The following is a 2,128-nucleotide window of genomic DNA, read 5'->3' as shown; positions in this document are numbered from 1 at the left end:
CAACATCATCTATGTGACCATTACGCTCTCGGTGGAAAAAGTCAATCAAAAAGCCGAAGCCGATGCGCATCTGGCAGGCAAAGATTTGCACGTTGAAGCGATTGAGCAGGATATGTACGCCGCGATTGATGTTTTGATGGACAAGCTCGACCGCGCTGTTTTGAAACATAAAGAAAAAAGCGGCGATGTCCGCAGCACTGTCAAACCTGAAGCAGAATAAAGTTTTTGTATGATAAAGGCCGTCTGAATATTCAGACGGCCTTTTGTTTTGCTAGAAGTTTTAGACTGGCAATCTAGTTACTCACTTTTTGACCATTCCACGGTGCCACTTTAAACAGCAGCAACATGCCCGGTATGCCCAAAGCAAAACACAGCCAGTAGAAATTGAAGTAACCCATCGCTTCAATCAGATAGCCTGCCGTTGCGTTCATAAATGTACGCGGTACGGCAGATAGGCTTGTAAAAAGGGCTAATTGCGTTGCCGTAAATGCCGTATTGGCTTGTTGCGCCATATACGAGACAAACGCTGCTGTGCCTAAGCCGACGCCGATTGCTTCAGCCGCAATTACAACCGCTAAAAAGATTCGTTCCGATGCACCGACATGGTCAAAATGTCCGAAGCTTGCCAGCCATGCAAAGCCTAAAATGGTGACCCACTGTATCAAACCGAATAACCACAGAGCACGATTAACCCCAAGTTTGGTGATCCAAATGCCGCCGATAACGCCAAAAATTACAGCCGGCCATAAACCTGCGTTTTTTCCAATCAGACCAATATCGGTTTTAGAGAAGCCCATATCGAGATAAAACGGTTGAGCCAAAGCAGTTGCCATGCTGTCGCCCAGTTTATACAGCAAGATGAACGCCAAAATAGTCAAAGCCTGCTTCACACTCTGGCGGGTAAAGAAATCGTGAAATGGTTCGATAACGGTTTCTTTTAAGCCTTTGGTTTCAAGAGTTGAGTGATCTGGCTCGCGTGCTATGAACAAGGTCGCAAGTAAACCTGGGATCATAAACAGGGAAGTAATGATGAAGACGGTTGACCAAGGCAATCTGTCGGCCAAAATCAGACTTAATGAGGCCGGAATTAATGAAGAAATACGGTAGGCATTCACATACAGCGAGTTGCCTAATACCAATTCTTCATCTGACAGTACTTCGCGTCGGAATGCATCAATCACAATATCTTGGCTGGCGGAGAAGAATGCTGTAGCACAAGCTAAGCCTAAGATGATGGATAAATGTTCTTGCGGTCGGACAAATGCATAGGAAGCCAAAAGCAATAGGAGTGCTATTTGGGTAATCAGCATCCAACTGCGCCGTAAACCTAAAAATGGCAGGCGTACGGTGTCCAAAAGAGGTGACCAGATGAATTTCCAAGTGTAGGGGAAACCAATCAATGCAAATAGGCCAATGGTTTTCAAATCAATGTGTTCGCTACGCAGCCATGCTGGAATCAGGCTGTATAGAAAATAAAGCGGCAACCCCGAAGTGAAGCCTGTGAAAATGCAGATCAGCATTTTGCGCGAAAAAATCTTGCGCCAAGTGCTGGGTTGGGGTGCGGTTGTCATAGTGGAATCAATAAAAAAGAAAAGGGATATTGTAGCAAAGATGGGGGATATGGCGAATCAACTTCTGCTATCTTTATTGAATAATAAAAGGCCGTCTGAAACTTTGACAAATTAAGTTTCAGACGGCCTTTTGTTGGAACAACTGGTTTGGCGGGCAACGGAGACTTCAGGACGGAAGAAGGGTTGCTTGGGTGTATTCATAAAATTGAAGTTAAGAAAGTTTCAGACGACCCCTAGAGATCGTTTGAACGATGAGAAATATCAGTGGTAATTTGTGCCGTCAGTGTAGCCGTTTCCTGATTTGTCCACAGCAAAAGCAGAAATCGGACCGATCGTTACTGTCCCTTTAGGCTGAGTTTCTTGGTAATACTCATATGCTGCAACACCCATACCAGTTGCAGCACCAACAGCAGCACCAATTGTGCCACCGACCATAATAGCTGGTCCGGCAGGAATACTGCCAAAAGCTATACCGACACCCAGACCAATACCTGCACCAATTGATCCCCCTATTTATGCACCATTTGCTCCTCCTTGAAGGATTCTCTCTCCTAAGC

General features: G+C 45.4%; 3 protein-coding genes. 1 reads left to right on the top strand and 2 read right to left on the bottom strand.

All coding sequences use genetic code 11. The annotated features are described in order from the left end of the window. The coding region (hpf, locus tag ACTHUR_RS10655) for a ribosome hibernation-promoting factor, HPF/YfiA family (RefSeq protein ID WP_440398560.1) at positions 1–220 on the top strand (220 nt) is incomplete at its 5' end. 73 nt (positions 221–293) lie between these two features. On the opposite strand, the gene ACTHUR_RS10650 is transcribed toward hpf, so the two are convergent. Both ACTHUR_RS10650 and ACTHUR_RS10645 read right to left on the bottom strand, forming a co-directional pair. After that, the gene (locus ACTHUR_RS10650) at positions 294–1,571 is read right to left on the bottom strand and encodes an AmpG family muropeptide MFS transporter (protein WP_234395504.1); all 1,278 of its coding nucleotides are present in this window, start codon (positions 1,569–1,571) and stop codon (positions 294–296) included. Positions 1,572–1,832: 261 nt separating this feature from the next. Further along, entirely contained in the window at positions 1,833–2,006 is a 174-nt protein-coding gene (locus tag ACTHUR_RS10645) for a hypothetical protein (RefSeq protein WP_225905495.1), read from the bottom strand. Positions 2,007–2,128: the final 122 nt, after the last annotated feature.

It is taken from the genome of Neisseria sp. P0021.S007 (genome assembly GCF_051956855.1).
Note: the sequence above shows the minus strand (reverse complement) of the source record. Positions and strands in the feature narration are given on the sequence as shown.